The sequence below is a fragment of the Burkholderia seminalis DSM 23518 genome (assembly GCF_902832885.1).
Lineage (GTDB): Bacteria > Pseudomonadota > Gammaproteobacteria > Burkholderiales > Burkholderiaceae > Burkholderia > Burkholderia seminalis.
Map to the genome: position 1 here is coordinate 2,589 of NZ_CADFDK010000022.1, position 21,143 is coordinate 23,731.

A 21,143-nucleotide genomic window follows, 5' to 3' on the forward strand; every position below is an offset into this window, starting at 1 on the left:
GTCGACAGCGAGCTGATGCCCGTAGAAGTCGAGGTCGACAGGCTGTTGATCGCCGTGTTCGTCGCGAACAGTTGCGAGCCGTTGATCGCGTCCGTACTGGTTGCCGTCACCCGACCGGCCGCCACGTTCGTGATCTGGCGCTCCGTACCCGGTGCACCCACGCTTACCACGCTCGTCGGGTTGGTACCCGCGTAGTTGTACGTCACCCCACCGATCGTGCCCGCCGCCGTCGGGTTCGGTGCCGCCGTCACCGAGCCAGAACCGAGCGCGACATCGTTGGCATTGGACGCTGTCGCGTTCGCACCCAACGCGACACCGTTCGTTGCGGCCGCCTTAGCAGTGTCACCGAGAGCGACACTGCTCGAGCCCACCGCAGAAGCACTGTGCCCCAATGCCGTTGAATTGGTTCCAGATGCGGAAGCTCCTTGTCCAATTGCGGTCGCTATACTGCCGCTTGCATGCGCCTGCGCACCGACCGCCGTTGCGCTGCCAGTCGACGCCACCGCCCCGCCGCCAAGAGCAGTTGCGTTTCCCCCAGTTGCCGTGGCCTGATTCCCGACTGCAGTCGCCGCATTCCCACCGTCAGCGACCGCATTGTTGCCGATCGCAATGCTCAATTGGGTACTTGCAGTCGGTGCACCTGAGCCATTGCCACCGATTGATATCGCACCTTGCTGGTTACCCGGCGTCGTCCCTCCACCTGCCGAATACTGAGCAAATACGCAAGGCGAAACTACAAGCATCGCAGCAGCAACCGCGACAACTGCTGACTTGTTCGGCTTGCTCCGCGCCGACGCCAACTCAGAAGTCGCAACCCATGCTCCAATCGCTTCGTTCCAAATTGTTCGATATGCTTTATTCATTTTCATCACCTCTTCGGCTCAAGTGCCGTCTCACGACGCTGTTCCTCGCACCAGCCATTGATATAAATAGGAATACTAATGTAAATAGCAGCTAATCGAGCGTGTAGACGTTCAGTGCCCCGCTTGCCGCCCCTCCCTACAACCTCACCTACTACCGGTGTCGTCCGCCCTCCCATTGCACAATGTGCTGTCGAATCGACCGGCCATGCCTCCCCCCTGTCCGCCATATCTTTTCGAGCAAGAGTGCCTCTGCTTCGTCGAAATCGCTCCCATTTACCGACGCCGCGCTATCTGACGAATCTGCGTGGCCAACGTAAATCCCGAATTCCAAGCCCCGCTTATATGCCTCTCGGGCCGCACCACTGAGGCGCATAGTGACATTTCGTGCAATGAGTTCGGAGACAATCGCCTCTAACGTATTAACATACGCTCTCACATTATCGATTCGCTCACCAGATGAGCCGCACAACAATGCCGCAACCATCCAACTTGCTTGATCCAACGGAGAATCAATGCTTCCGCATTCGCCATGCTTTTTCGGCTTCTCCATCTGATACCCCTTGCGTTCCCCAATAAATCAGTCAACTCAAATGGAATCAAGTTTTTCTTGATGAACCAAATCCACCTCAAAAAATATAACCAATGGTGACCATCCCGCCCATATCTCGATACGACGCCCGCTAGTTCTGCCCGGAAGTGTGTTGTTACGCAACAACTAGCGCCGTCGTCGCGTGCAACTGCATTCGGTTCGCCCCTCTCCTGCAAGAAATCCCGAATCTGCGAGTACATCGAAACCTCGGCGTATAGGGCCGAGCCCGAGTCTGGCCGTGAATCCGCACAGATTCTGAGGCTTAGCTTCCAACAAATAGGGCCTGTACAAAAACGGTCCTTTGTATCAAATTCCTAGAAAAGCACCTCGAAGGCGGAAGAGGGCCGTTGCACCATGAGACTCCAGCTTGCTTCCCGGCTGGACAAAACGGACCCTTTTTGTCCAGTAGAATTTGGGCTAGACAACCCACGTTAACTATTCTTGACAATCAGATGCGTCGATTAAATCGCCCAGCATCGTTGAAACGTTTGCGCACCGATGACCTCGCGATCGCATTGATATGATCTCCGCCAATAATTTGACATTTAATGATGCCCCTCAACAGGATTCCAACAAGGGAAAATTTACCGTCTTCCGTCACATTCACCACGAACCGTTCTCCATTGACTGAAACCATGCCTCATAGAGTTCGAATCTCGGCTACTCGCTGATGCGACCACAAGGACTTCGCGAAAATTGCATCTTACAAATTTTTAAATTTAACAAATTGAATAAAACAAAAGTGACCTATGCTCAAGTGGCACAAAAAAATGATGAGAGTGAAAATCGGAATGGCTCGCAAGCCGATTTCTCTTTCTACATCGCGCGCAACCGGAGGGCAGCATGATCATCGGATACGCACGAGTCTCGACAGATGAACAAAATCTCCAGCTTCAGATCGACGCATTGACAGAAGCGGGTTGCGATAAGATCTTTAGCGACCAAGGTATTTCGGGAGCCGATTTTTGTCGGCCCGGGCTCGACGCTGCGCTAGCCAAACTGTCGGCAGGAGACTTGTTGATGGTATGGCGCCTGGATCGTCTCGGGCGTTCGCTCGGAAAGCTGGTCGATCTCGTGACACATCTCGAGGGACGCGGAATTCAGTTCGGCTCGATCATGGAATCAATCAACACGAAATCGTCGGGTGGCCTCCTGATCTTCCACATGATGGCCGCCCTCGCCCAATTTGAACGGAGCCTAATCAGTGAACGAACACGCGCAGGTATGGCCGCTGCCCGAGCTCGAGGACAAGCACTGGGACGCAAACATGCGCTCGACGCGAAACAACGCTTCGAGGCCATCGAAATGCTGAAGAACCATTCGGTAGCCGACGTAGCGAAGCGCTTCAGTATTCATCCACGGACATTAAAGCGCATCCTGACTGATGAAGCGACGAAACAGCCGTCGACTTAGGACATAACAATCTGACCGGTATCGTGTTATATATCGCCCGCATGTACAGTCAAATCGGGAGATCAACTACTGACCGCGGGATCTGAGTCAATCCGTGCCGTCAGTCGTTCACTCGCTTTCTGGAAATGAACACGAGCGTCTCGATCCTCGCTTGCGAGACGAGACGCGATCCGGTACCAGAGCATCGTCGTCCCCTGGCAAAATCGACATGAACTAACTTCGAGGCCACGTCGTCCACACCTACCGCTGCCGCAAGGCACTGCCTGATCGTCACTTCCGTGACTTCGGTCAATTGCATAAAACCGATCATCTTCTCATCAGTCGACATCCGGCCTCCGGATTCCACGCAAACAACGCTCTCCGAAGGTCTACCAGCCGCGCAACCTGCACATTACTGGTGTTCATCGACGATGCAACCGGACGGCTAATGGCGCTGCACTTGACGGCGAACGAATCAACGTTCAGCAATTTTGAGGCGCTGTCGAAGTATCTGGGTTCGCACGGCAAGCCGGTGGCATTCAACAGCGACAAGGCCAGTGTTTTTTACGTGAAGAAGCGCTCGGAGACCGCGGGCAAAGGCGTCACGCAGTTTGGCCGGGTGCTGCACGAACTCAATAGCGACGCTCTGTGCCAACACGAGTCGGGCCAAGGGGCGTGTGGAGCGGGCAAACTTGACGCTGCAGGATCGGCTGGTCAAGGAGCTCAGGTTGCGTAGAATTAGCACATGGGCGGGAGCCAATGCCTACGCGCCTTCCTTCATCGCTGATTTCAACCGTCGCTTTGACCTGCTCCCCGCGTTTAGTACGGTGACGGTGTAGAGTCCGTTCCAGAGAGGAACGGCAATGAAAAAGCGATTCACCGAAGAACAAATCATCGGCATCTTGAAGGAAGCTGAGGCTGGCCTGAAGCCGGCGGAGCTGTGCCGCAAGTACGGCATATCGGAAGCGACCTACTACAACTGGAAAGCGAAGTTCGGCGGGATGACGGTCTCCGAAGCGCAGCGCCTGAAGGAACTGGAGCAGGAGAACAACAAGCTCAAGCGCCTGTTGGCCGAATCAATGCTCGACAACGCCGCGCTGAAGGACCTGCTGGCCCGAAAGTAGCAAGCCCGCAGGCCAAGCGCGAAGCGGTCCGAATCTTGATGACCGAACGCGCCATGGGTGTTACCCGGGCCTGCGGGCTGGTAGGGATTTCGCGCGCGCTGTTCCACTACGAATCACGCCGCCGAGTTGACGACGAAGCGCTGACTGGCCGAATGATGGCCATCGCCGCGCAGAAGCGCCGTTACGGCTATCGCCGGATTCACGTGCTGCTGCAGCGGGATGGTTGCTTCGCCAACCACAAGCGCATCTGNTGACCTGCTCCCCGCGTTTAGTACGGTGACGGTGTAGAGTCCGTTCCAGAGAGGAACGGCAATGAAAAAGCGATTCACCGAAGAACAAATCATCGGCATCTTGAAGGAAGCTGAGGCTGGCCTGAAGCCGTCGGAGCTGTGCCGCAAGTACGGCATATCGGAAGCGACCTACTACAACTGGAAAGCGAAGTTCGGCGGGATGACGGTCTCCGAAGCGCAGCGCCTGAAGGAACTGGAGCAGGAGAACAACAAGCTCAAGCGCCTGTTGGCCGAATCAATGCTCGACAACGCCGCGCTGAAGGACCTGCTGGCCCGAAAGTAGCAAGCCCGCAGGCCAAGCGCGAAGCGGTCCGAATCTTGATGACCGAACGCGCCATGGGTGTTACCCGGGCCTGCGGGCTGGTAGGGATTTCGCGCGCGCTGTTCCACTACGAATCACGCCGCCGAGTTGACGACGAAGCGCTGACTGGCCGAATGATGGCCATCGCCGCGCAGAAGCGCCGTTACGGCTATCGCCGGATTCACGTGCTGCTGCAGCGGGATGGTTGCTTCGCCAACCACAAGCGCATCTGGCGCCTGTACAGCAAGGCGGGACTGAGCGTGCGCAAGCGGCGACGCAAGCGAATTGCGGCTGTCGAGCGCACGCCGCTGCCGTTACCAACAGGCCCGAATCAGAGTTGGTCGATGGACTTTCTATGGTCCACCCGCAAACCGCAAGCGCAGACTGGTGGCGATAGACGACTCGCGTTTATCTATCCGGCCTATAGCGATCCGATCGAAGCCGGATCTGGCCTGCATGATGTAGTCGCACGCTTCCGTCCCAATTAGTGGCGCGGCATGATGTCTGCCGGAAGTCCATACGGGTTTGGGGAAGCGACGGATGTTCGTTTGCGCCATGCTGATTGGCTGCGCGAGCTGCGGAAAGAAGCGGCATCGAGGGTAGCGATCCGTCTGGTATGCGTCAGGCGTGATAGTGCAGGTTAAACTCCGCGCCGCTTCGCATGACGGCCCATGCAATGCGTACGAGTTTGTTTGCCAGAGCGCAGACCGCAATGTGCGCATGCCGGCGTTCGGCAAGTTGGATTAGCCAGTGCTGGATCGGATCGTTGGGATGCTTGTCTTTCCATACCCATAGCGCGCGGGCGCCCTGCACGAACAGGCGACGCAGATAACTGTTTCCCCTCTTTGTAATACCTAGCAAACGTGGCTTGCCGCCGGTTGTATGCTGCTGTGGCACCAGCCCTACCCAGGCGGCGAGATCGCGTGCCCGCCGGAACGTTGATGCATTGCCGACTGCGGAGACGATGGCGGTCGACAGCAAGACACCGACACCTGGAATCGTTTGAAGGCGTCGGCAAAGGTCACTCTCACGTGAGAGACATTTGAGCCGGTCGTTCATCTGTTCAATGGTTGATTCCGTGCGGTTCCACATATCGAGCAGCATGCGTCCAAGATCGCGCATCATGGGAGTTAAGCCGGAGTCTTCCTTCTCGAGCAGAGCGGGCAACACTGTGCGAAGCGCATAGAACCCCTGTGCAATCTCGATGCCGCGATCCAGCAGCAGTCCGCGAATCTGGTTGGTCAATGCCAGGCGTTGCTGGAGCATGCGTTCGCGGGCGCGATGCAGCGCCTGGACATCCATCTGTTCCTCTGACTTGAGCGGCACAAACCGCATCGTCGGAAGTCGGACAGCTTCGGCAATAGCCTGAGCGTCGTTAAAGTCGTTCTTCTGCGATTTGACGAACGGCTTAACGTACTGTGCTGGCAGAAGTTTGACGTCGTGGCCGAAGCCCTGAAATTTGCGGGCCAGATACTGCGAGCCACAGCATGTTTCGATGCCGACAAGGCACGGTGGATGTTGTGCCATAAGCTGCAGGAGTTGATTACGCCCCAACTTCTCGCGCAGCACGACTTTGCCAGCAGCGTCGCAGCCGACGACGTGGAACCAACGCTTGCCGAGATCGATTCCTAACGTGACCGAGTTCATGGCAGCCTCCATGGGTGGTAGCGCCACTACGATAGAAGAAGCGGGTGGACCATACCATTAGTTTCTGACGGGCTAGCCTATGGTCGGCGGTTTCGATGCCTGAACGTAGTCGACGACTACACGCGCGAGTGCTTGGTCATCGAGGTCGATACTTCGCTGCCGGGCTTACGAGTGCAGCAAGTGCTCGAGCAGCTCAAGGAGATGCGAGGCTTACCCGCATCCATCACGGTCGACAACGGGCCGGAGTTCGCTGGTAAGGTGCTGGATGCATGGGCCTACGAAGCCGGTGTCACGCTGTCGTTCATTCGGCCTGGCAAGCCGGTGGAGAATGCCTATATCGAGAGCTTCAACGGGCGGTTCCGCGATGAATGCCTGAACGAGCACTGGTTCGTCTCGATGCGCCACGCCAAGCGGCTGATTGAGGAATGGCGTATCGAGTACAACACCGAGCGGCCTCATAGTTCGCTCGGCTATATGACGCCTGCGCAGTTCGCCCGGGCGCACGACACGAAGCAGCAGTTTTTAACCTCGGACTCTAACTGCAGTTCGGACTAAAACCGGGGGCAGGTCAGAGCATTACAACGAAAAGCATCCCCGTAGCGCACTGAAGTACCGCTCGCCTCGCGAGTTCCGGCGCTCAATGGATTCAGCAACCGTAGTGTGATGCTGTGCCCGGGATTACAGGGTCAACTCCACTAGGTACCTCCGTAACGTTCGAACATGGACTTGCATGATGTCGGCTATTTCAACCTCGGTGCAGGTTGCCAAGAGCAAACGCGCCCGCTCCCGCTCAACGAGCGACAATGCACGAGGGCGCCCCGGCTTGCTGCCACGTTCTCGTGCACTGGCAAGACCTGCCCGGGTTCGTTCACTGATAAGCGAACGCTCAAATTCTGCAAGCGCAGCAATCATATGAAAAGTAAGTCTGCCTGTCGGTGAACGCGTATCAATATTTTCGGTGAGCGACACGAATTCGACACCAACTTCGGCCAGTCGTCCCACCACAGCAATGAGGTGGCTAAGGGAGCGCCCCAATCGGTCGAGACGCCAGACAACCAATGTGTTGCCGGACGTGGCAGCTGTCAATGCTTCGCGAAGGCCTGGTCTGTCGAAGGAGGCACCTGAGATACCTTGGTCGGAAAATATCTGCGCACATCCGTACTTTCTGAGTGCGGAAAACTGCAAGTCCAAATGTTGGTCATCCGTTGAAACACGCGCGTAACCTATTTTCATGACGTCCTCGTATGGATTGGTTGAAATATCTCTCAGGCTCCAATGTACGACGGCGCGCACGTTGACTGGCATGACATGCCCGGCACCCCGAAAAATCACAACAACAAAACTTGGAGTGCCTTTTCTCACATGTGCCGGCCAGGTTTCCACCAAACCTAATACTGGTGGAACCAAAATCTATCGGAATACTCCTAAATTAAACACACCAAGTGATTAACTTCAACACTTGTTTATTTTTTAATATTTTTCCAATAATCTTTCGATTACATGACCTGCGGCGGAATTTTGTAGCCAGTCAGGCAGCGAGTCTCGCGTCGATATTATCGGAATCCAGCCAGGCTCGACGGACCGTGGCCGGAGGTTGGTAGCGATGAGCGCTGTGGGGCCGGCGCTCGTTATAGAACTGCCGCCAGCGCTCGATGAGCACCTTGGCCTCGGCGCGGCTGCGGAACCATTCGCGGTTTAGCAATTCGTCTCGCAGTTTGCCGTTGAAGCTTTCGACGAATCCGTTTTGCCATGGACTGCCAGGCGCAACGAAGGCCGGACCGATTGCAGCGTCTCGCAGCCAACGCATGACCTTGGCAGCGGTAAATTCGGCGCCGTTGTCCGACCGAACAAACGCGGGCTTGCCGTACAGCCGCATGAGTCGCGATAGCGTCAAGATCACGTCCTGCGACCGCAGGCTGGCGCCAACCTCGATCGCCAGACACTCGCGGGTGTATTCATCGATCACGCATAGCATCTTCAAGGCCCGGCCATCCACCAGTTGATCGTGCACGAAGTCATAGCTCCAAACCGAATTGGGCTGTGTGGCGCCTGGCAGGCGTATGTCGTCGCCGCAACGACGTCGGCGAGGACGTCGGCGCGGAATGTTGAGCTGAAGGGCTCGCCACATTCGCCGCACGCGCGATTCGCTCAACGCCAGCCAGGCCGACATCCGGCGATAGCCGAAGCGCGGCACCTCTTGCGCGGCCGCCATCAGCCTCTCGCCCAAACTCCGATCCTTCTCCGGTTGCTTGAGCGTATAGGTCGCCACTCGGCGGCTCAGTCCCAGGTAGCGACATGCCTTGCGTTGCGAGAGCCCCCGCCGAGTCAGGACTTCCAGCGCTTCGCGCCGGCCCGTCGGGGTGATCATTTTTTTCGGCTGAACTCCTTCAGGCCGTCGATGACCAGCATCTGCTCGGCGATCAGGCGCTTGAGCCGATCGTTCTCCGATTCCAGCTCCTTGAGCCGACGAGCGTCAGCCACGTCCATCCCGCCGAACTTGTTGCGCCAACGATAGAACGTCTGTTCCGAAATGTTGTGGCGCTTGCATAGATCCTTCACCGGCTCATCCCGGCTCTCGGCCTCGCGCAAGATGCGGATGATCTGCTCGTCGGTAAATCGCTTCTTCATCGAGTCCTCCTTGTCCCTAGGATAAAAGAGAACTCACTTGCCGGATGGCTACAAGAAACGTCTCAGGTCACCAGCGCTTGCCGAGATCGATTCCTAACGTGACCGAGTTCATGGCAGCCTCCATGGGTGGTAGCGCCACTACGATAGAAGAAGCGGGTGGACCATACCATTAGTCGCCGATGCGCTGTTTGATGGTGGACGCTTGCGCACGCTCACGATCGTGGACAACTACACGCGGGAATGTCTAGCCATAGAGGTCGACGGCTCATTGCGTGGCGAGCACGTTGTCGCCGCGCTGACCCGGCTTGCGCAGCATCGTCCGCTTCCCCGCTATATCAAGGCAGACAACGGCAGCGAATTCATTTCGAAGGCGCTCGACAAATGGGCGTACGAGAATGGCGTGGAGATCGACTTCTCGCGTCCTGGCAAGCCGACCGACAACGCGAAGAATGAATCATTCAACGGACGCTTTCGGGAGGAATGCCTCAACGCACATTGGTTCTTGTCGCTGGAAGATGCCAGACGCAAAATCGAAGTCTGGCGCGAGTACTATAACGAGGCGCGTCCTCACTCTGCGCTGCAGTGGATGACACCGGCGGAATTCGCCCGCCAGTGCACCGATCGGGCCGATTTGGCCCGCCCCGAAGAGCCGGAATTTTCCAACTAAGACCGGGACGGAAATTGGGCCAGCCTCAGCTAAAGCGAAAGGCTGTCGACTACAACACTCACATTATATTCCCGCGAGTGCTGCCGATCGACATTGTTATCGTTGGGCGGGATGCCCTCGGCAGGGGCGATCAGAATTCGGCGAAAGTGATGAAGTACGATCGGAATGTGCCGTGCCATGGACTATATCGTCAGGAATCTTTATTTTTACATAATTAACATTGCCATCCGGGTGTGACACCCGTGCCTTCGCAACTATTTGCTGCAATTCAGATTGTCGAGGAGTAGTTTGCGCTAGAAAACTTCCTGGACATCGGGGCGCGACTATCTACGAGCGTGGCTCGAGTGGAGGCGCGTGTCGTTGACGTAAGCAAGCTCTCAATTCGAGTAGAGCCGGTGATGTCGCGCCGACGGCGATGGAACTGCTTATCGCGGCCTTCTTCGTCCGTGAGTTGGCGGAGTCACAAGTCCGCAATCACTATGTACGCTAGCGTGACAAAGGTCGGCCTTGCACGCAAAACACTACTACTTTAGAGGCCAGAGCTTTTCAGAAGCTTCGATGGCGAAATATTCAGAGCGTCAGCGATTCGGATGAGGTTGAGGATGGTCAAATTGCGCTGGCCCCTTTCGATGCGGCCCATGTGACTTCGATCGATTCCGGTGACAAGGGCCAGCGCTTCCTGCGAGACGCCAAACTCCAGCCGACGAGCACGGACCGCCGCGCCAATCGCGGCCAGATGTCCTGCGTCGTCCCGTTTGCCAGATACCCTTTGCATCCGATGATGGTCGCGGTATGATGCTTGTTTGGCCACGGCATTTACGACCCATTTTGGGCTTGCTGCCAGTCTCTCTAGCTGTAAGACCTATGTTTTTGATTCAGGATGGAAACCGTCTGCCGCTTCAGTCGGCGGTGGCCGGTGCGGCGGTGTGGGCAGTGATGGAGCAGTGGACGCCGGGTGACTTGCTGGTTCTGCGGGTGTCTGAAAAGCGAGCGCGTGGGGTTCCCTGCGTGATTTGGACGGATCTCACATCGGGTGCGGCATCGCTGAAGCAGTTTCTCGACGGCAGTAACGTGCTGCGAGGGGCGGCGGTGGTGAGTACGCGTCGTGCGCGTCAGGTTGATGACTGGTATCTGGATCCACTGAGCGAGATCCGGGTTGGAGCGACCGAACTCGGCGAGGACGATCGCACACTGCTGACGGTGACGCAATTCACGACGGTGACGGGCCGAAAGTTTTCCGTGCCGAGCGGATTCGCGACGCGCTACGCCCGAGGCAGACGAGTCTGGCAAGCGCGGCGGTCGCGTCCGGGCTCGGCGCCGCAATGAGCGAGAAGGGCGCGTGTTACATGGACAGGCTATGTGCGCGACTTTGCCCCTCGAAGTGAGACGGGAGGAAGTCCGGGTGTTATGTGCTGAATGCGCCCTGGGTGAGCGACTATGACGGATACCCGCTTCCACAACGGGCCGACTTGGTCAGTACCTTCCGACGGCCGTAGCAGTTGGGGAAATCGTTTCTTCGTCGACACCGAGTTCACGGATTTCGAGGTCCCCCAACTCATTAGTCTCGCCATCGTTGGCGAGAACGGATCTGAATTTTACGGTGAATGCACGGACTATGAGGTAGCTCGCTGTAGTGACTTCGTTCGGGCCGCAGTGCTGCCGCAATTGGGTCGGTTCAGGGAGCGCGCAATGCCGTTTGATCAACTGCGTCAGGCGGTACGGGCTTGGATCATAGGCATTCCGGCTACCTCCAAGCCGGTGCTTTGTTACGACCTTCAGGCGGACTTAGACCTGCTGCGATTTCTGTTTAACGGCCCGTTCCCCGAGGGATGGGCGTTCGAGGATGTCCGCGGCCAGATCGACGCTCGACGGCAAGCCAAATACTTCGCGCGGCACGGCGGCGAGCACCACGCACTCCACGATGCCCGAGCTAACGCATACGCGTACATCGGTTGAGCTCGACCCAGTCGAGGAAGCAGCAAGGCCGGCAGCAATTCCACCGACCATACCGAACCTGCTTCGGACGTTTTGCGCGATTATCGGGTTGGACGGGACGCACCTCGATGATGTGAGGGGCGCGATTGACGTTGGAAGGCTGCGCTGACCTGACGTGCCCGCTTTGCCTCTTCGTCGTGGAGATAGGTCGACGTCGTCGCCACCGACGCGTGACGCAGGTTGTCTCGCACGGCGACCAGTTCCACGCCGGCGTCGAGCGCGTGGGTGGCGTGTGTATGGCGCAGCCAATGGGGGCTGGCGTGCCGTAGCTTCTCGGCAAGCGCCGGATGGCGGGCGTTCACGCGTTCGGCCGTGTCCCGAAAAAACTCACCTAACGCCTGCCGCAACCGCGCTGCGCTGATACCAGCACCGGCATGGCATTCCGTTCGATGTTCCGCAGTGAGGGTGGTCACCAATGGGGTGGCCGGATGCCAGCGGGTGCGCATGACCGGTAGCCTCCGTGCCTTCAGTGTGCGCCGTAGCGCGTCCCGCGCGAGGGGCGGCAGCGCCACGCGCCCCGCCTTTGCTCCTTTTCCCGTTACCTGCAGCCATAACGTACCGCGGGCGTCCGCCGTGATGTCGCCCAGCGTTGCGGCCACCAGTTCCTGCGCCCGCAACCCGGTCGCGTAGCCGAAATCCAGCACAAAACGCAGTCGCTCGGCAGCCGGTGCGGTCCAGCCAGTTCGCTCGAGCTGGTCGGCCGCAGCCCGCACGATCTTCCACTCACGGCCCGTCAACGCCCGCCCGGCATCAAACGGTGCACGGGCTGCGCCTCCGCGCACTGTCACTCCCGCAAACGGATTGAGCACAACGTAGTGCTGGTCCACGAGCCACTCGAAGAGGGCGCGCAGGACGGCCAGCGCATAGGCGGTTGACCGCGCCGTCAGGTGTCCCGTGAACGGGCGCCAGGCGGGCGTCGTGCGCGGGCGCGGTGGACCGATCCAGCGGGCGGCGGGCGTCGGATGGCGCAGGAAGGCCCGATAGGCGATCGCGTCGTCGGTGGTGAGCGATGAGAGGGGCTGGCGGCGCTCGACGATGGCCCATAGCAACAGCCGTTCGGCCTCGCGCCGGTAGGCACGCACCGTATGGATGCCCTCGTGGAGTACCAGCCATGCCTCGATCGCCTGGTAGTCGTTGGTGGCGGCGAGGCCGCAGGTGTCGTGCGGGGCCCGGAAGCGGCCCTGAGAACCATCGAGGTCGGCGGGCAGGGAATCCAGGGACCACTGTGGCACCCACTGAGCCGTCACGGCCTCGTAACGAACCAGCGCGGCGGCGCGCGGGCTCAGGTCCGCGTGCGCCGCGAGGAGGGTTTCGACGCGGTGCGCACCCTGGCGCCCCAGTCCCGGTATCGGCCGCCACCAGCCCCGGCGGTGGGCGATCCGCACCAGCAGGTCGGCGAAGGAGTCGATGTCGGCCGCGGCAAGCGCCCGCGCGATGCGTGGTGGCAGCCAGCGGGCCACCGGGTCGGTTGGCTGCGGCGCCGGGATGGGGGTAGTCCGCAGGACGTCGAGCGCGGTGACGACCTGTGCCGTGTGGCGGGTACGGTCCGCGGCCGGATGGGTGAACAGCGGGATCAGGTCGTCGCGGTGGCGGGCGCTTGCGCACGCGACGAGCTGGCGACGGATCCGACCCAGCAGCCCCCGCGATGACTGGCCATCGGCCCGTCGGTGCGGCAGGTAGCGCACAACGGCCGCGCGGGCTGTGAGGCCGGCGTGCCAGGCGCGCAGGGCGGCCAACGAGGCGAGATCGGGCAGGGCGGTCGCGGCGACATTTCCGCCGTCCGACCCTGCGGAGGAGGCAGGGGCAGTACTCATGAAACCAGTTTAGGTCGCCGGGAAAGCACTAGCGATAAGATTATTTATCGCAAGTTCCGTAATAGGACATCCACCGTCAAACGTGTTGTCATCTATGGGAGCAGGTCAACGGCTCGGGGCTACCTATACGGATGTTCTCGTACTCGCCGAAGCGTGGCGCAGACTCTATGCTGGCGTGCAGACCAAGCCGCGCCAACAGCGGCAGAATTGCATAGTCATGGCGCCCGCACGGAGTTGACCGGTCTGCAGTGCCAGGTTCATCCGAGGAATCCGGCCTCGGCCATCTGCAGATACTTGATGGTCGCGTCCGCGTGCCCCTCAGACACGAGAGTCTGCGCCGTTTTGTAGTCAAACTCGCGCAGCGGCTCGTTCTTGAACCAGAAAATCGCACGCTCGACATCGCCTGAGACGTCTGTGGCTGCGCGAAGCACGCGGAGCGTTTCGCGCAAAAAGCGCTGGATCGCCTCGGAATCCGGCGCACGGCTGATCGTGCTCCGATGGACATGAGCTTGCGTAGCGAGATCCTGCAGGTCGAGACGAAGCACGCTGCTGTAGCGACGCGGCGAAATCGACACCGGGCTGGCGGCGGTGTCATGCAGGTAGCTCAACAAGGCGCCGAAATCAGCCTTGAACGTCGGAATTGCTGCAGCTCGAGCGGACATTTTGCGACCTCAATTCAACATAAATACGACGTAATAGTAGCGCAAAGAATGCTGGTTGGTTCAAGAGGCGAAGGGGTTGGTCGTAAGCGGCCAGCCAACCCGTCTTGAGTTTGGCCGGGGCGCTTGGGAGTATCGTGCCCACTTAACGAATAAGCGGACACGTGAAGGCGAGGCGAAATAATCGGTCAGTGCATGTTAGCCGCGATGCTTCCGTCATGTGGAACAGACGGCTTGTCGACGGACGGAATCATCAGATTGGCCGACGGGAAGCTTCGTCGCGCGTACGGCTCGGGAATGAGCTGGTGGCTGATCGGCATGCGGAGGGAATAGGAACGGAAGGGGGAGATATATTGGGGTCTTATCAAGAGCAATTTTTTCGAAGGCCCTTTCCGGTTTTTCGAAGTCGCTGCTATTTGAGTATATGAAGCGCTGAAAGGGAGGCCCTATGGCCCGACAATTGACGAAAAAAACGCTCGCCGGCGTGACGATGACCCGATTGCCGCAGGTGCAGGCTGAGGTCGAAGAACTCCTCGAATTGCCGGAGGCGGTGTTACTAGAGCGCGCGGCAATATCAACGAAAGGTTCGGAAGGCTACTGTAGTTCCGAGGCACTGGTCGCGTTGTATCGCGAGGCGTGTCGAAGCGGCCAGGCGACGGTGGTGAACGGATTGATCTCCCGACTCATGAGCCACTGCAGCAAGCTTGCCAAGCACAAGCTCTTCATACGCGGTATCGATTCGGAAGAGGCGGTCCAGAACGTCGTGGACAGATTCGTTGACTTGCTGGTCGCCGCGGCAGGGAATGAACATTGCGAGCAGCTCGATTTCTTCGAGGTGCTATTCGACAACGCCGTTGCGTCGCTGGCTGCGAGCGAAGCGCGCCGTGCTCATGTCAGGCATTCACGGTCCTTGCCGATCGCCGAGGCGGCGGACGACGACGCACCGACTCGGGATCTTGCGGACCGAGGCAGGGCCGACCTGTCTTTGCCACTGGGGTTGACCGAGCCAGAGCGGGGCGTGTTCACCACGCAAGTGCTTGCTGAAATTGCGAATCTTCCTGAGGCGCAACGAACACTGGCCATCATGACGGTTCTTGGTGTTCAGAGTGAGTCGAACGACCCGATGGAACTGACCATTTCCGCCACGCTTGACGTCAAACCGAAGACGGTGAGGAACCGTCAGAAACGAGTCGCAGAGAAGCTCGTCAACTTTAAGGAGTGAATGATGACCATCAACAATCCTCAAGGCAAGCTGCAAATTGAGGAGGTGCTGTTGCAATTTGCAGCGGAGCGGGCGTTGCCGACCGCTGATCAGCTGAGCCACTACATTCGAGTGTTCCCTCAGTACAGGGATGAGCTCATCAATTTCGCAGCGTCGTTGGTCCATGATCAGTTCTCTGCGGAACCCGTCGAATCAGATGCCACCCGGTTGCTCGCTAGCCGCGCCGTGAGCCGCTTCCATAATCTTCGCTTCGAGCAAGAAAGGGCGCGGGCCGGACAGGTGTCGAAAAAGGTGGAAAACCCCATTGCGCCCTTGTCGCGCACGGACTTCGGCAGTCTCGTTGACGCGTTGGGTTTGCCAAAGCAAGTGGTGACCAAGCTACGAGACCGAAAGATCAGTTTTTCGACGATCCCGAGCGGTCTTATCGATGTGCTAACTCACAATCTGAAGGTCGCGCGGGATGTTACCGTTTCTCATCTGATGGCGAGACCGGAGGTGGCAAGACTGGCCACTTCGTCGTGCACATCCAGCGGGTCAACGTCCAACAAGCAGGAATCGTTCGATGAGGCTTTACGGCATGCTGGACTGTCTTCAGCTGAAATTTCAGTGCTCATGAAACGCTTTGCCGGCGAGCATTGATCATCGATTTTCCATTCCCTTCGAGGGTGTTCCACTTTTGACCAATCCTCCCATCAGTCTGACACCGAGCTATCGTACCTCCAGTTGGACTTCTGTCGGCCATGAAACGTGCAGTCACGCGCGCGTCATGGCCGACCAGATGCCATCGTGCAAGCCTCCTGACACGATTCCCTCTCTCGTTCCCCTTTGACTCGATCGTAGGCATTGCTACGTGCTGGCTTATGTGCCGGGATTCGCCGTGCTCACGTGCCTGGAGCGGGTGCCGTTCGATGTTTCCGGGATAGCAGCGGTGCGGGCTGGCCAATGGGGAGCGTGCTCGCGGGTTGCTGATTCCTTGAGTGACCTGAGAAAAAATGTGCCGCGTGACTTTCCGGTTTTTGTGAATCGAAGCGATTTCCCTTGTGAAGGCCATCATCAGCGCTCGGCTGGTAAGGTCAACGATAAGGATAGCGAATCATGACTATTTTTTACCAAATGCAAAGCTGTCGCGAGGTTCGGAGTCTGGATGTGGTCGAAGGCATCACGCTGGCTGAACTGGTCAGCGCGGTGTCCGCGGGCGTGGTTGAGCAATTGAAGGTATTCGAAGAGGACGGCGATCTGATGTTGACGGAGGAACGGCTGATAGTGGTTCTGCGCGACAAGCGTCATCCGAAGCTGCATTTCCACCCTCACTGCGAGGTCAAAGTGGTGGTTCATTTTAATGGCAGGGTGATCGAGCGCTTGGCGTCGCCTGCGATAACCGTCAGCCGCCTGAAGCAGTGGGCTGACAGCGAGTTCGGCGTCGATCCCGTGCACGCCGCGGAGCACGTGTTGCAGTTGAGCGGGACGACCGAGCGCCCGATGGGCTCGACCCACGTGGGTGCGCTCACGCAGCACGGCAGCCACTGTGTTTCGTTCGACCTTGTGCCGAACGAGCGCTTCCAGGGGTAAGACATGGACGCCGCTCAACCGAGCTTGACCCCCGACGCGCGCGCCTTTGGTGCGGATGTCGCGGCAGCGCCGTTCTGCCTCGGTGAGGTGGGCGGGAAGTGGCGTTTGCGAGAGATCGTGTGGCCGAAAGCACTGATCGACGTAACGGCGTCCGTCGGTACCTTCAGTTTGCGCTTTGACCTCAGTGGCTTCCCGGTTCAGCCGCCGACCGCTCAACTCTGGGACCCGGTGGCCAACTGCCCACTACCGTTTCACCGATGGCCGCGTGGTAAGGGCGGGCGAGTCAGCGACGTATTCAGATCTGACTGGCAGCACGGCACGGCGCTTTATCTCGCCTGTGACCGGGTGACGATCATGACGCATCCCAACTGGGTTACCCAAATGCCAACCAGGCTTTGGCGGACCAACGGATCCATCGTTCAGTATCTCGAGGAAGTTTATGTCCTTCTCAATTCGGAAGACTATTCGCCGCCTTTGGTCGCCGCAGCATAGGGTGGTATGCAACGTCTGGCTGTGGCATCGATTGGTGCGCGGACTGCGGCACCGCAGCGACGGACATAGGGAGAGTGGTGCTTTCCTGCTTGGTGATATCGACGGCGAGGTGCGCACGATAACGAACTTCGTGATGTATGACGACATCGATCCACATGCACTCGATAGTGGATACGTCCATATCGATGGTCGCCATATGGGACGTCTCTGGGCGCTCTGTCGTGAGCAAGGCGTGTCAGTGGTTGCGGATATCCATACGCATCCGGGTGGATACGGCCAGAGTGACACGGACCGGCAAAACCCGATGGTCGCGGTAAGAGGGCATATCGGAATCATCGTGCCGGAGTTCGCGGCGCGAACGGTGTCCAGGCAGAACCTGGGCATCTATGTGTACCAGGGGGCGCACAAATGGGATGAGGTCGGCGAGCACCGAAATCGGAAATTCATGTACATCGGCTTGTGAGGGAAATCGTGACCAACCAATTCGAGGCAGAGTCGTTGCACCGTACAGTCAAGCGACTGGTTGATAGTGGGCGAGCGAAGTCTTTCGACGAAGCGCAGGCTATAGCCGAAGGATTTCGCCTTCACCTTGACCTGTCGGCGTCACGCTGCCTGCACGAGCAGATCGCAGCGATTGCACTTGTGGAGTTGGGGCGACGTGCGTTCCTTGGTGGCGTATCCGTATCGGGAGCCCTTGATGTGGCGCTTCACCACACGCTTGGCGATGAGACCTTGCTGCGCGACGCGCTGACGCGTGCAGGTGCGAGTGCGGCGGAACCGGCAGACGGTGTTCCGATCATCAAGGTCGGCGCCGCCGGTGATCCGCGTTCGCGGTTTCATCTCCGCCTTCTCATGGCGGGCTGGCGCGCAGGCGTGGCCCCGGTGAATGAGCCGTTCGAGATGGTCGCGGCCAGCGAGGAATACGTCATGCCGCTTGCCACAGTGGCATCCGCGGCGTTGGCGGTGAGTCAGGCGTTTCGTTACGTCAGCGACGGATATAGCGCTGGGTCAGAAGTCATTGGCCTGTCGCTATGGGCTCCTGGGGCATTGGCTTGGTCGGCTGCGCACGCCGACGGACCTAGGCTGCAAGTGCTTCCCTCGTCTGTGTGGTTACTGGGATTGGGACACCTGGGGCAAGCATTTGCATGGTGTTTGAGTCTACTGCCGTATCCGCCCGGAAAGGGCAAGCGGCCACGTCTGCTTCTGCAGGACACGGACGTGGTTGGCGCTTCGACGGAAAGCACGTCGGTGCTCACGAACGCGGATCACATGAACCGCCAGAAGACCCGGGTCGTGGCCGACTGGATGGATCGTCAGGGTTTCGCCACGAATATCGTGGAGCGCGGTTTCGATGCGTACACGCGGCGCGGCACCGATGAACCTTCGCTGGTTTTCTGCGGCGTCGACAATCCGGAAGCCCGTCGCGCGCTCGACTCTGCCGGCTTTGGCTTCATTGTCGAAGCCGGACTGGGAAGTCGGTACGACGATTTCCAATGTCTTCGTGTGCACACGTTCCCGGCCACTCGATCGACGGCCGAAACCTGGGGGCCGCGTCCGCAGCAGCCAGAGCCAGTACTTAATGGGGCCTATGCGGTATTGATGGCGCGGGGCGCTAATCGTTGCGGCGTCGTTCAACTGGCGGGAAAGGCGGTTGGTGCGGCATTTGTCGGTGCTTTTACGGCCGCGCTCGCAGTCTCGGAGGCCCTGCGCGTCCTTCATGGGCACGCACCGAGTGAAGTGGCAGACATTGATATGTTCGCGCTGGAGTGCCGCAGCGTTGTCCAGAATCGCCGGGATCATCGTTGTATCAATCCTGGGTTCATTGCAGTCGAGTAGTTCGGTCAGGCGTGACGCTTGCAAATAAACCATGCAGAAGGAAACTTATCAATGAGCCGCTACGAGAACACATCGGTCAAGATCAAAGGCGTTGGCAACCACGTCGGAGACAAGGTCAAGGTTACGAACAACCATGTGACCAACAACATGTATCGTGAGCCGCCGAAAAATGGTGGTGGTCCGCCGGACGGATTGTTGCCCATCGCGTTTCTGGCGTTGCTGGTCGTCTGGTTTTTCTTCCGCCACTTCGAACAGATTGAATCGCTTCTCAAGAACGCGAGTGTTGTGGCGATCATCCCGAGTGCATTGGCATCGCTCATCGCATTTGGGCGGGATCGCGATCTTGCGCCCACGACGCTGGCTCTCCTTCCAGCCACTGGTGCGGCGCTAACGGCGTACCTGCTGCTCGGGATCATTCACAACAACGTACCGCCGCAGATCCTGGCATTTGCCGCGACCGCAGCGGCCGGCAAGTTCTGGGCGACTTTGATCCGGGAAGACTTCCAGGTCGTGGTGCAGAACGGCGGCGCGATTGCGCTATGCGTTTTTGCAATTGCCGTCAACGGGCTTGCAGGGCTGCGTGCGTTCGCGGCCACTAATAACAGCTGGTGTGGATGGCTGTGGACGCTGACGTGGCGTTATTCTCCCGTACGGCATCTCTGGAGCCAGTTCATGTTGTTGGGCGGGGCGCTGCTTTTGACGACCGGTCGCGCATACGAACTGTTCGTCTGGTTTCAGGAGGCCATGCGAGCCGCGTTAGCGTGAGAGCGTGCCGGTGTCGTCTAAGGAAGCGGGCAAACAGGCTGACCACGATGGGACTGCTTGACGAAATGAGTGTCATGTAGTCTCATCTGCACATTTTGGTCGGTTTCATGCACGTGAAGTCCTCAAAATTGCACATTTCAGGCGTGCTTCAAGAGCTCTGTGGCGCTGCGATGAGCGCGCCGGGCGGGACAGAGCTCGTACAGCGTCTGGCGGACGAACTTTTGAGCGCGGGGCACGCGAGGGAGGCGGAAACAATTCGCAAGCTTGTCCCGTCGCCTGAAGCCAGGGAGCCCGCCGCAGACGCCCCAGATGGGGCCTCATCGCTGCTTGCTGGCGAGCCGCTGACGCGCAGTTCGCGAGTACCCGTCGATCGGGAAACGGCGGCACCGGTCGCCACGGTCCTGGTGGCCACGTCAATGCCGGAAGTCAGCCCGATCTTGCCCGACGCCTTATCGACGGCCGTGAATACCTGGGTGACAGAGTGGAGCCGTGCCAGCGAACTGAAGGCAGTCGGCATTGAACCCGCGCGGAGTTGCGTATTGTTCGGTGATCCTGGAACCGGTAAAACCGAACTCGCGCTCTGGCTGGCGCGTCAGATGAAATTGCCGGTCATCCTTGCGCGATTGGACGGCCTGATGTCGTCCTTTCTAGGGACGACCTCCCGCAATATTGGTAATTTGTTCGCATTCGCGAATCGTCATCGTGCCTTGTTGATTCTGGATGAATTTGACGCAATCGCGAAGCTGCGGGATGACCCCAATGAAGTCGGTGAAATCAAACGCGTCGTTAATACGCTGCTTCAAAACCTGGACGAGCGCGCCCGTCACGGACTGACTATAGGTATTACCAATCATCCCCAGTTGCTGGATCCCGCGGTCTGGCGCCGGTTTGAGTTGCAAATTGAGATGCCCAAGCCGGATCAGCACGCACGAACGAAAATCATCGAACGATACGCGAAGCCACTCGAATTTGGTCGTGCGCAATCGAAGTTGCTCGCGTGCATTTTGGAAGGCGCGTCCGGCGCTGAAATTCAAGACGTAGTTAAGTCGCTAAAAAAGAGTTGGATTTTGGATGGGGTGAATGTATCCTTTGCCGAGCGTCTGCAGACGGTGATTTGCACGCATGCGGCGAGAGTGCCGAAGCAAGCGATTGAAATTGTTAATACACCGTTGAAAGAATTTGCTCGAGTCGTGCTTGAGCGATATTCATTCACAACTGTAGAGGTGGGCGAAATATTTGGTGTCAACAGGACAACGATAAGCCGCTGGGTGACTTGACCCGGCACCGGGG

At 58.6% G+C, this 21,143-nt stretch carries 20 protein-coding genes and 6 pseudogenes; 17 read left to right on the plus strand and 9 right to left on the minus strand.

Going from position 1 to position 21,143, the window contains the following annotated elements:
- Both HWX00_RS37570 and HWX00_RS37575 read right to left on the minus strand, forming a co-directional pair.
- Positions 1 to 755: pseudogene (locus HWX00_RS37570) on the minus strand (hypothetical protein); the annotation flags it as partial.
- 30 nt (positions 756 to 785) lie between these two features.
- Positions 786 to 869 (minus strand): annotated as a pseudogene (locus HWX00_RS37575) (ESPR domain-containing protein); the annotation flags it as partial.
- 1,426 nt (positions 870 to 2,295) lie between these two features.
- On the opposite strand from HWX00_RS37575, the gene HWX00_RS34530 reads away from it, so the two are divergent.
- Complete coding sequence (locus tag HWX00_RS34530; RefSeq protein WP_175029397.1) at positions 2,296 to 2,865, plus strand: recombinase family protein; 570 nt, start codon at positions 2,296 to 2,298, stop codon at positions 2,863 to 2,865.
- Between the two features lie 100 nt (positions 2,866 to 2,965).
- Here the strand turns inward: HWX00_RS34530 and HWX00_RS34535 are convergent, their stop codons facing one another.
- Positions 2,966 to 3,193, minus strand: coding sequence for a hypothetical protein (locus tag HWX00_RS34535; protein WP_175029398.1), 228 nt, complete (start codon positions 3,191 to 3,193; stop codon positions 2,966 to 2,968).
- Between the two features lie 57 nt (positions 3,194 to 3,250).
- Here HWX00_RS34535 and HWX00_RS37490 point away from each other — a divergent pair.
- From HWX00_RS37490 to HWX00_RS34560, 4 genes and pseudogenes are all read left to right on the plus strand, one after another.
- A pseudogene (locus tag HWX00_RS37490) lies at positions 3,251 to 3,668 on the plus strand (transposase family protein); the annotation flags it as partial.
- A 39-nt stretch (positions 3,669 to 3,707) separates the two neighbouring features.
- Positions 3,708 to 4,216, plus strand: a pseudogene (locus HWX00_RS37085) (transposase); the annotation flags it as partial.
- A gap of 64 nt (positions 4,217 to 4,280) precedes the next feature.
- Positions 4,281 to 4,541, plus strand: coding sequence for a transposase (locus tag HWX00_RS34555; protein ID WP_175868184.1), 261 nt, complete (start codon positions 4,281 to 4,283; stop codon positions 4,539 to 4,541).
- A gap of 38 nt (positions 4,542 to 4,579) precedes the next feature.
- Positions 4,580 to 5,047, plus strand: coding sequence for an IS3 family transposase (locus tag HWX00_RS34560; protein WP_175868185.1), 468 nt, complete (start codon positions 4,580 to 4,582; stop codon positions 5,045 to 5,047).
- 133 nt (positions 5,048 to 5,180) lie between these two features.
- Here the strand turns inward: HWX00_RS34560 and HWX00_RS34565 are convergent, their stop codons facing one another.
- Positions 5,181 to 6,206: an IS110 family RNA-guided transposase gene (locus HWX00_RS34565; RefSeq protein ID WP_175029428.1), complete on the minus strand. Its 1,026-nt coding sequence runs from the start codon at positions 6,204 to 6,206 to the stop codon at positions 5,181 to 5,183.
- A gap of 45 nt (positions 6,207 to 6,251) precedes the next feature.
- Between HWX00_RS34565 and HWX00_RS34570 the strand changes: the two are divergent.
- A pseudogene (locus HWX00_RS34570) lies at positions 6,252 to 6,761 on the plus strand (integrase core domain-containing protein); the annotation flags it as partial.
- A gap of 123 nt (positions 6,762 to 6,884) precedes the next feature.
- On the opposite strand, the gene HWX00_RS34575 reads toward HWX00_RS34570, so the two are convergent.
- Together HWX00_RS34575 and HWX00_RS34580 are read right to left on the minus strand one after the other, a co-directional pair.
- Positions 6,885 to 7,589 (minus strand): recombinase family protein, encoded by a 705-nt coding sequence (locus HWX00_RS34575; protein WP_404823875.1) that lies wholly within the window; start codon positions 7,587 to 7,589, stop codon positions 6,885 to 6,887.
- 145 nt (positions 7,590 to 7,734) lie between these two features.
- Positions 7,735 to 8,834 (minus strand): IS3 family transposase gene (locus HWX00_RS34580; RefSeq protein WP_175028349.1). Its coding sequence is split into 2 segments (ribosomal slippage): positions 7,735 to 8,582 and positions 8,582 to 8,834, totalling 1,101 coding nucleotides; the frame shifts between segments, so codons are not numbered across the junction.
- Positions 8,835 to 8,991: 157 nt separating this feature from the next.
- Here HWX00_RS34580 and HWX00_RS34585 point away from each other — a divergent pair.
- Positions 8,992 to 9,501 (plus strand): annotated as a pseudogene (locus tag HWX00_RS34585) (IS3 family transposase); the annotation flags it as partial.
- Positions 9,502 to 10,030: 529 nt separating this feature from the next.
- Here HWX00_RS34585 and HWX00_RS34590 read toward each other — a convergent pair.
- Positions 10,031 to 10,276: a helix-turn-helix domain-containing protein gene (locus HWX00_RS34590; protein WP_175028353.1), complete on the minus strand. Its 246-nt coding sequence runs from the start codon at positions 10,274 to 10,276 to the stop codon at positions 10,031 to 10,033.
- Between the two features lie 89 nt (positions 10,277 to 10,365).
- On the opposite strand from HWX00_RS34590, the gene HWX00_RS34595 reads away from it, so the two are divergent.
- Positions 10,366 to 10,827, plus strand: a complete 462-nt coding sequence (locus HWX00_RS34595; protein WP_175028348.1) for a hypothetical protein — start codon at positions 10,366 to 10,368, stop codon at positions 10,825 to 10,827.
- A 111-nt stretch (positions 10,828 to 10,938) separates the two neighbouring features.
- Complete coding sequence (locus tag HWX00_RS34600; protein WP_175028347.1) at positions 10,939 to 11,457, plus strand: 3'-5' exonuclease family protein; 519 nt, start codon at positions 10,939 to 10,941, stop codon at positions 11,455 to 11,457.
- An 80-nt stretch (positions 11,458 to 11,537) separates the two neighbouring features.
- Here HWX00_RS34600 and HWX00_RS34605 read toward each other — a convergent pair whose 3' ends face one another.
- Both HWX00_RS34605 and HWX00_RS34610 read right to left on the minus strand, forming a co-directional pair.
- Entirely contained in the window at positions 11,538 to 13,310 is a 1,773-nt protein-coding gene (locus HWX00_RS34605; protein WP_175028346.1) for a phage integrase family protein, read from the minus strand.
- Between the two features lie 257 nt (positions 13,311 to 13,567).
- Positions 13,568 to 13,972 carry a DUF2384 domain-containing protein gene (locus HWX00_RS34610; RefSeq protein WP_175028345.1) on the minus strand — a complete coding sequence of 135 codons (405 nt, stop codon included), beginning with the start codon at positions 13,970 to 13,972 and terminating at the stop codon, positions 13,568 to 13,570.
- Positions 13,973 to 14,417: 445 nt separating this feature from the next.
- Between HWX00_RS34610 and HWX00_RS34615 the strand changes: the two genes are divergently transcribed.
- The 8 genes from HWX00_RS34615 to HWX00_RS34650 all read left to right on the plus strand — a co-directional run bounded on the left by HWX00_RS34615 (position 14,418) and on the right by HWX00_RS34650 (position 21,130).
- On the plus strand, positions 14,418 to 15,191 hold the full coding sequence (locus HWX00_RS34615) for a hypothetical protein (protein ID WP_175028344.1): 774 nt from the start codon (positions 14,418 to 14,420) through the stop codon (positions 15,189 to 15,191).
- A 3-nt stretch (positions 15,192 to 15,194) separates the two neighbouring features.
- Complete coding sequence (locus HWX00_RS34620) at positions 15,195 to 15,830, plus strand: hypothetical protein (RefSeq protein ID WP_175028343.1); 636 nt, start codon at positions 15,195 to 15,197, stop codon at positions 15,828 to 15,830.
- Positions 15,831 to 16,286: 456 nt separating this feature from the next.
- Positions 16,287 to 16,760 (plus strand): hypothetical protein, encoded by a 474-nt coding sequence (locus HWX00_RS34625; protein ID WP_175028342.1) that lies wholly within the window; start codon positions 16,287 to 16,289, stop codon positions 16,758 to 16,760.
- A 3-nt stretch (positions 16,761 to 16,763) separates the two neighbouring features.
- A complete protein-coding gene (locus HWX00_RS34630) occupies positions 16,764 to 17,252 on the plus strand; it encodes a DUF7665 family protein (protein WP_175028341.1) in 489 nt (162 codons plus the stop codon).
- A gap of 1 nt (position 17,253) precedes the next feature.
- Entirely contained in the window at positions 17,254 to 17,715 is a 462-nt protein-coding gene (locus HWX00_RS34635) for a Mov34/MPN/PAD-1 family protein (protein WP_175028340.1), read from the plus strand.
- An 8-nt stretch (positions 17,716 to 17,723) separates the two neighbouring features.
- Positions 17,724 to 19,088: a thiamine biosynthesis protein ThiF gene (locus tag HWX00_RS34640; RefSeq protein ID WP_175028339.1), complete on the plus strand. Its 1,365-nt coding sequence runs from the start codon at positions 17,724 to 17,726 to the stop codon at positions 19,086 to 19,088.
- Positions 19,089 to 19,139: 51 nt separating this feature from the next.
- Positions 19,140 to 19,853, plus strand: a complete 714-nt coding sequence (locus tag HWX00_RS34645) for a hypothetical protein (protein WP_175028338.1) — start codon at positions 19,140 to 19,142, stop codon at positions 19,851 to 19,853.
- A 107-nt stretch (positions 19,854 to 19,960) separates the two neighbouring features.
- Positions 19,961 to 21,130: an AAA family ATPase gene (locus tag HWX00_RS34650; RefSeq protein ID WP_175028337.1), complete on the plus strand. Its 1,170-nt coding sequence runs from the start codon at positions 19,961 to 19,963 to the stop codon at positions 21,128 to 21,130.
- Positions 21,131 to 21,143: the final 13 nt, after the last annotated feature.